We start from the raw sequence: 6,370 nt of genomic DNA, 5'->3' as shown, positions 1-6,370 counted from the left end.
GAACGGTCAGCCGGGCATTACGGTGGGACACGAAGGCCTCCGTGCGGTGAAGATTCGACACCTCCACCACACACGGGGGCCTTCGCCACGATCAACACCGGCCCACGTTAACAACGCTCGTGATCAATACATCTAGGCCCTGTCGCCTGCGCGGGACGTGGGGAGCGTCCCGGACAGCCGCCGCGAGGAGCCGGGGGATACACGGTGGCGCACCTGGGGGACGCGGCGGTCGCCGCGCTCACCCCGCGGTACCCGCGCATCGCGGTGCTGCGGGATCCGCAGGGCGCGGCGTTCGCGGTGCACCGGGCCGGTGAGGAGGGCTGAGCGGCGCTCTTGCCTTCGAGAGCGCTCCAGCTCATAGCGTCGCACGCACCACTTGCCGGAAAGGGAAGCACACGTGCGGTACACACTGTTCGGACGGACCGGTCTGCGCGTCAGCGAGCTGGCGCTCGGCACGATGACCTTCGGGGAGGAATCGGGCTGGGGTGCCGACAACGACACCTGCGCCCGGATCCTCGACGCGTACGCCGACGCGGGCGGCAACTTCGTCGACACCGCGAACAACTACGCCTCGGGCGGTTCCGAGCGGATCCTCGGCGAACTGCTGGCCGGGCGCCGCGACCGGTTCGTGCTGGCGAGCAAGTACACCTGCGGCACCCATGACGGCGACCCCAACGCCGCGGGCAACCACCGCAGGAACCTGGTGCAGTCGGTCGAGGAGAGCCTGCGCCGGCTGCGCACCGACCGGCTCGACGTGCTGTGGGTGCACGCCCGGGACAACTTCACGCCGGTGGAGGAGGTGATGCGCGCCCTGGACGACGTCGTGCGCGCCGGCAAGGTGCTCTACGTGGGAGTGTCGGACTGGCCGGCCTGGGAGATCGCCCAGGCCAACACCCTGGCGGAACTCAGGGGTTGGACGCCTTTCGCGGGCTCGCAGCTGCGCTACAGCCTGCTGGAACGCACCCCGGAGCGTGAACTGCTCCCGCAGGCGCGGGCGTTCGACCTCGCCGTGTTCGCCTGGGCACCGCTGGCGGCGGGCAAGCTCACCGGGAAGTACCGGCGTGGGGAGCGGGGCCGGCTGGACATGCTGGGAGAGCGGCCGAAGGCGGCGGAGGAGGACGTGATCAGCATGGTCCTGGACGTCGCCGGGCAGGGCGGCTGGAGCCCGGCGCAGGTGGCGCTCGCCTGGCTGCTGGGCCGGCCCGGGAACGTCGTACCGATCATCTCCGCCACGAAGCCGGAGCAGCTGGCCGACAACCTCGCGAGCACCGAGGTACGGCTGGACGCGGACACGGTGAAGCGGCTGGACGAGGTGAGCCCGGTCCCGCTGGGCTTTCCGCACGACTTCCTGCGCGAGGGGCCCGTCACACGCAACGTGTACGGCGACCGCTGGCCGGACATCCAGGACCGCCGGTCGACGTATCGGCGTACGGCGCACGACGTGCTCTAGGCCTTGTGCCCCTCCAGGCGGCTCAGCAACTCGGCCAGCCGGCCTGCGAGTTCGGCCTGATCCTGCGGGGCCAGCACCGACAACACGGTGGTTTCGTAGGCGAGTTGCTCCGGGAGGATGCCGTCGACGAGGTCGCGGCCGGTGTCGGTGAGGCGGACGTGGGCGACGCGGCGGTCGCGGGTGTCGCCGCGCCGCTCGACCAGACCCCGTTCGGTCAGCTGCTTGAGCCGCTTGGTGACGGCGGCCCCGGAGGAGAAGGTCTCCCGGACCAGCTCCCCCGGGGTCAGCTCGTGCCCGGTGCGGCGCAACGCCCCCAGCAGGTCGAACTCGGGACGGCTGAGCCCGGCCCGGCGCAGCGGCGCGTCCTCGGCCTGCTGCAGCAGCGCGGCACAGCGGTTGATCCGGCCGATGACCTCCATGGGCCCGGTGTCCAGCTCGGGGTGGACGGTCTGCCACTGCCGGACCACGGCGGAGACGGTGTCACGGCGGCCGACGGTGTCCGCGCCGCTGCCGGTACCCGCGCCGGGAGCGGTCCCGGGCGTGGGCCTGCCGGGGGCGGGGCCCGGGCCGGACACGTCGTCCGCCGGTGTCCGTTCGCCGTTCGTCGCCGTCATGGCCGTATGTCCTCCGTCGTCCTGCCCGGGGCTCGGCCCTGGTCCTGGTGCCGGCCCGGGTTCTCGTCCTGGTCCTGGATCCGCGGTACGAGCCCCTGGCGTCGTACCGTCGCCGCGAGCGTACGGTGTCCGGACCGTGCGGCGAGCACGACCCGCTCCTCGGGCAGGGCGCGCTGCCACCACTCGCCGGACGCGGTGTCGGCCGTGGCGCGCAGCTCGACGAGGGCTGCGGCGAGGGCACGCCGCGCGGACTCCAGGGCGCGGGGTGCCGGGTGCGGCTCGACCAGCAGCCGGGCGGCGTGCTCGCGGGCGCGTTCCGCGGCCGTCAGCGCGTGGTCGAGGCCCTCGCCCGCGCGCCGGTTGGTGACGGCGACGGCCGCGACACAGCCGACCAGCGTGCCGAAGAGGGTGTCGACGACCCGCTGGGTGATCAGCTCGGCGGGGTTCTGGGCGCGGGCGAACTCGGTGACGAGCAGGGCCATGGGCGTGACACAGACGCTGCCCAGCCAGTAGTTGCGGCTGATCAGCGCCTCGGCGCCGAAGTTCAGGGCCAGGGTGCACAGCACCAGGGCGGCGGGGTGGAGGTGGGCGAGCGGGGCGAGCGCGGCGAAGAGCAGGACGCCGACGACGTTGCCGACGACACGCTGGATGCCGCGGCTGAAGGTGAGGGTGACGTTGGCCTGGTAGAGGGAGGCCGCGGTGACCAGGGCCCAGTAGGGACGGCCGACCCCGAGCGCGAGAGAGGCGTAGCCGGCGAGGGCGCAGCCGATCGCGGTGCGCGCGGCGATCGGGGCGAGGGGGGTCAGGCGGTGCCGCAACGCGGGTCGGGGCAGGGCGAGTCCGGTGTCCACGCCGAGAGGTTCACCGGCGGACTCGCCCGGGGAGTCGACGCGCGGTATCCGTCCGGTGCCGCGCAGGGCGCGGGCCCAGGCGCGCAGCCGTGCGGGGTCGGTGTCGGCCGGGGCGGCGAGGGCGACCTCGGCGCGGACGAGGAGCCGTTCCAGGGCGCGCCGGGTGCGGTCGGGCCGGGCGCCGGCGGCGAGCAGCGACTGCCAGGCGGCGTGGATCGCGGCGGCGGCCGCGTCCCGGGCCCGGACGTGGCCGTCGGCGGCGCCGCGCGTGTAGGCGTACCCGGCGGCGGCGTTCAGGGCCCGTGCGGTGGCACGGCGCTCGGGGCCGTGCGGGCGGAGCAGTCCGGGCGCCATGCCGACCAGCCAGGCCCAGGCGCCTGCCGCCAGGGCGAGCCCGAGGTGGGCCGGCACCTGACCGAGGGTCTGTGGTGCGAACAGCGAGGCGGAGCTGATGAAGGTCAGGACCACATGCGCGGGCGGCCCGAGCCGGGTGGCGTCGCACGCCGTCTTCTGGACGGCCGCCAGGACGGCGCCGACGGTGACCAGGACGAAGGGATCGGAGGTGAGCGACGCGGCGAGCAGGGAGACGGCGAGGCCGCCGACCATGCCGAGCACCACCCGGGCGAGGACGCGGGCGCGGGCCGCGTAGGGCCGGTTGTGGCCGTACAGGGCGCACAACGAGCCGGCCATCGTGTACATCGCGAGGTCGAGGCGGCCGAGCGCCAGCAGGATCAGGTTGGGCGGAGCGACCGCGGCGACCGCGCTCAGCGCGGGCTTGAACCAGATGTCGGAGGGCCGCTGGAGACGGAGCACTCCGGCGAGGGGGAGTCGGTGAAGGGTCGCACTGCTCATACCATCAATTTAGCATGTGTTTTACTAGTAAAATTCTCTGCTCTGCCTCGGTCCCGGTCACTCCCGCGGCTCCTTCAGCAGCCATGCTCCGGTGAGTGCTCCCCGTGTACACCCTTGCGCTCGCGTGCGCTCCGCATGGCGTGGGCATCGCATCCTCGACCCACCGTCGAGCGGGGAGGTGCGTGTGCACGGACCGGTGCCGGCAGCGTGGCTGCTGGTCGCACTGTGCGCCGCGACCGGCGCCTACTGCCTGCTGCGGATGCGCAGCGGTGTCGAGGAGCAGCGCCGGGCCGCGGGCGGCGAGGCGCTCATGGGGTTCGGCATGGCCGTGATGGCCGTACCGGCGGCGGTGTTCACGCCCCCGAGGTGGGCGTGGCCGGTGTACGCAGGGGTGTTCGGCGCGGCGGCACTGCGCGCGCTGTGGACGGCGTGCGCCGCACGGCATCATCTGCACCATCTGGTGGGCGCCGCCGCCATGGTCTACATGGCGGCGGCGATGGCCGCGGCCCCGCCCGGCGCGCACCACGCGCACGGCGGCACCGGGGTGCCCTTGCTGACCGGCGCGCTGCTCGCGTACTTCGCGGGGTACGTCCTGCTCGCCGGCGCCCGTCTGGTGCCCGCCGCCGTCGCGGTGGCCGGGGCCGGTGGCGGCCCGGCCGGCTGGGGCGACCGGCCGGAGCTGGCGCGGGCCTGCCGGCTGTCGATGGGGATCGGAATGGTGGCGATGCTGCTCACCATGTGAGCCAGTTGGGCCAGGTAAGTTGCCAGGTGAGCCATGTAAGCCATGTGAGCCCGGCGCTGGTGCGTTGTCTGCGTCACTTCGGTGGCGCGGACCGTACCCGTGAGCGGCCCCGCGCTCATAGGGTGCTGACCATGATGGTCCCCGTGACCCTGCTGCTGCTCGGTGCCCTGACCGCCGTCGTCGCCCCGCGGCTGCTCGCCCGGGCCGACTGGCCGGACCGCGAACCGGTCGTCGCCCTCTGGGTGTGGCAGTGCGTCGTGGCGGCCGTGCTGCTGTGCTGTCTGCTGTCGATGACGCTCAGCGCGTCGGCGGCCTGGCAGGCGGTGCGCGGGCAGGTGTTCGCCCGGGCTCCGCGCACCGTCGTGGACGCCTACGCCCTGGGCACGGCCGGCCCCTGGGCGGCGCCCACCGCCGTTGTGCTCGCCGCCGGTGGCCTGTGGAGCCTCGCGATGCTGGTGCGCGAGGTCGTACGGGCGCGTGCCCGGCGCCGCGCACGGCGGGCCGAACTCCTCGTGCGGGCCCCGCTGTTGCCGGGCGAGGAGCCGGCGAGCGGCCGGCTGGTGGTGTTGGAGGGCGAACGGCCCGACGCCTGGTGGCTGCCCGGTACGGCACCCCGGCTGGTCGTCACGACGGCCGCGCTGCGCCGCCTTAAGGGGCGCCGGCTGGACGCGCTCCTCGCCCATGAGCAGGGCCACGCGCAGGCCCGGCACGACTGGCTGCTGCACTGCTCGGCCGCGCTGGCGGGCGGGTTCCCGCAGGTGCCGGTGTTCGCCGCGTTCCGCGACGAGATGCACCGGCTAGTCGAGCTCGCCGCCGACGACATGGCCTCCCGGCGCTTCGGCCGGCTGACGACCGCGCTGGCCCTGGTCGAACTCAACGAGGACCGGGGCGTGTTCGGGCCCTGCCCCACCCCGCAGGCCCATGTGCCGCAGCGTGTACACCGACTGCTGACTCCCCCGGACCGGCTCCCCGCACTGCGCCGGCTGCGTCTGACGGCGGTCGCGGCGCTGGTGCCGGTGATCCCGGTGCTGGTGGCTCTGGTTCCCGGCTTGCGGGCGCTCGGCTGAGCCCGGCCGTACGCTACGCCGCACGAGCCGGCCGGTTGATGGCCACGGGCCGCCCGATCGACAAGGATCGCGGCATGCGCCACAGCCCCGCCCCGCCCCGTCTCCGCTCACGCCCATACACCCTGCGCACCGCCGCGCTCCTCGCGGCCGCCCTCGGCATGTGCTGCGGGCTGCTGTCGGTTCTGGTCGTCATCCACTGGCACCCGCTGCTCGGCGTGGACGGCGACATCTCCCGTACGACCCACCGCTGGGCGGTCCGCGACCACGTTCTCACGCATGTCTTCCGGGTGCTGACGGACTGGGCCTGGGACCCGCTGACCATGCGCCTGGTGGCCGCGGTGGCCGTGGTGTGGCTGGTGTGGCGGTACGCCGCCTGGTGGACGGCGCTGTGGCTGGCGGCCACCGTGGCCGTCGCGGGGGTCGTGCAGCAGACGGTCAAGGACGCCGTCGGCCGACCGCGCCCGGTGTGGCCGGACCCCGTGGACTCCGCCCACTACGCGGCCTTTCCCTCCGGCCACGCCATGACGGCCACCGTGGTCTGCGGACTGCTGCTGTGGCTGCTGCGCCGCTTCGGCGCGGGCCGTGGCCGGTGGCGTACGGCCGTGGGTGCGGCCGTGGTCTCGGTGGTGGGCGTGGGTGTCACACGGGTGTGGCTGGGCGTCCACTGGCCCTCCGACGTGCTCGGCGGCTGGCTGTTCGGAGCGTTGCTCGTCATCCTGGCCGTGGTGGTGCACGAGTGGTCGGACCGCCGCCACTCCCCCGGTACGCCCGTCGGCGGGCCCGGATAGGGTCGG

Annotated in this window: 6 protein-coding genes; 4 read left to right on the top strand and 2 right to left on the bottom strand. The window is 74.1% G+C overall.

From position 1 onward, the window contains the following. Window positions 1-397: 397 nt before the first annotated feature. Entirely contained in the window at window positions 398-1,450 is a 1,053-nt protein-coding gene (locus ABZ624_RS12540; RefSeq protein ID WP_360086032.1) for an aldo/keto reductase, read from the top strand. Here ABZ624_RS12540 and ABZ624_RS12535 read toward each other — a convergent pair. Next, on the bottom strand, window positions 1,447-2,064 hold the full coding sequence (locus ABZ624_RS12535) for a MarR family winged helix-turn-helix transcriptional regulator (RefSeq protein WP_360086029.1): 618 nt from the start codon (window positions 2,062-2,064) through the stop codon (window positions 1,447-1,449). The two genes, ABZ624_RS12540 and ABZ624_RS12535, sit on opposite strands and share 4 nt — an antisense overlap. Next, window positions 2,061-3,767 carry an FUSC family protein gene (locus ABZ624_RS12530; protein WP_360086026.1) on the bottom strand — a complete coding sequence of 569 codons (1,707 nt, stop codon included), beginning with the start codon at window positions 3,765-3,767 and terminating at the stop codon, window positions 2,061-2,063. Before ABZ624_RS12530 ends, ABZ624_RS12535 begins: the two co-directional genes overlap by 4 nt. Window positions 3,768-3,951: 184 nt before the next feature. On the opposite strand from ABZ624_RS12530, the gene ABZ624_RS12525 reads away from it, so the two are divergent. The 3 genes from ABZ624_RS12525 to ABZ624_RS12515 all read left to right on the top strand — a co-directional run bounded on the left by ABZ624_RS12525 (window position 3,952) and on the right by ABZ624_RS12515 (window position 6,364). Beyond that, the gene (locus ABZ624_RS12525) at window positions 3,952-4,509 is read left to right on the top strand and encodes a DUF5134 domain-containing protein (RefSeq protein WP_360086023.1); all 558 of its coding nucleotides are present in this window, start codon (window positions 3,952-3,954) and stop codon (window positions 4,507-4,509) included. Window positions 4,510-4,640: 131 nt separating this feature from the next. Next, on the top strand, window positions 4,641-5,576 hold the full coding sequence (locus ABZ624_RS12520; RefSeq protein ID WP_360086020.1) for a M56 family metallopeptidase: 936 nt from the start codon (window positions 4,641-4,643) through the stop codon (window positions 5,574-5,576). 158 nt (window positions 5,577-5,734) lie between these two features. Beyond that, a complete protein-coding gene (locus ABZ624_RS12515) occupies window positions 5,735-6,364 on the top strand; it encodes a phosphatase PAP2 family protein (RefSeq protein WP_360086072.1) in 630 nt (209 codons plus the stop codon). The last annotated feature ends 6 nt before the right edge of the window (window positions 6,365-6,370 follow it).

Origin of the sequence: Streptomyces sp. NPDC007205, assembly GCF_040634095.1 — a bacterium.
Lineage (GTDB): Bacteria > Actinomycetota > Actinomycetes > Streptomycetales > Streptomycetaceae > Streptomyces.
The sequence above is the reverse complement of the archived record's forward strand: the minus strand, read 5'-3'. Positions and strand labels throughout refer to the sequence as shown.

Bases quoted from the DNA above. Each gene is read 5' to 3' on its own strand.
- ABZ624_RS12535 (WP_360086029.1), bottom strand. From the start codon at position 2,064: ATGACGGCGACGAACGGCGAACGGACACCGGCGGACGACGTGTCCGGC.
- ABZ624_RS12530 (WP_360086026.1), bottom strand. From the start codon at position 3,767: ATGAGCAGTGCGACCCTTCACCGACTCCCCCTCGCCGGAGTGCTCCGT.
- ABZ624_RS12520 (WP_360086020.1), top strand. From the start codon at position 4,641: ATGATGGTCCCCGTGACCCTGCTGCTGCTCGGTGCCCTGACCGCCGTC.
- ABZ624_RS12515 (WP_360086072.1), top strand. From the start codon at position 5,735: ATGTGCTGCGGGCTGCTGTCGGTTCTGGTCGTCATCCACTGGCACCCG.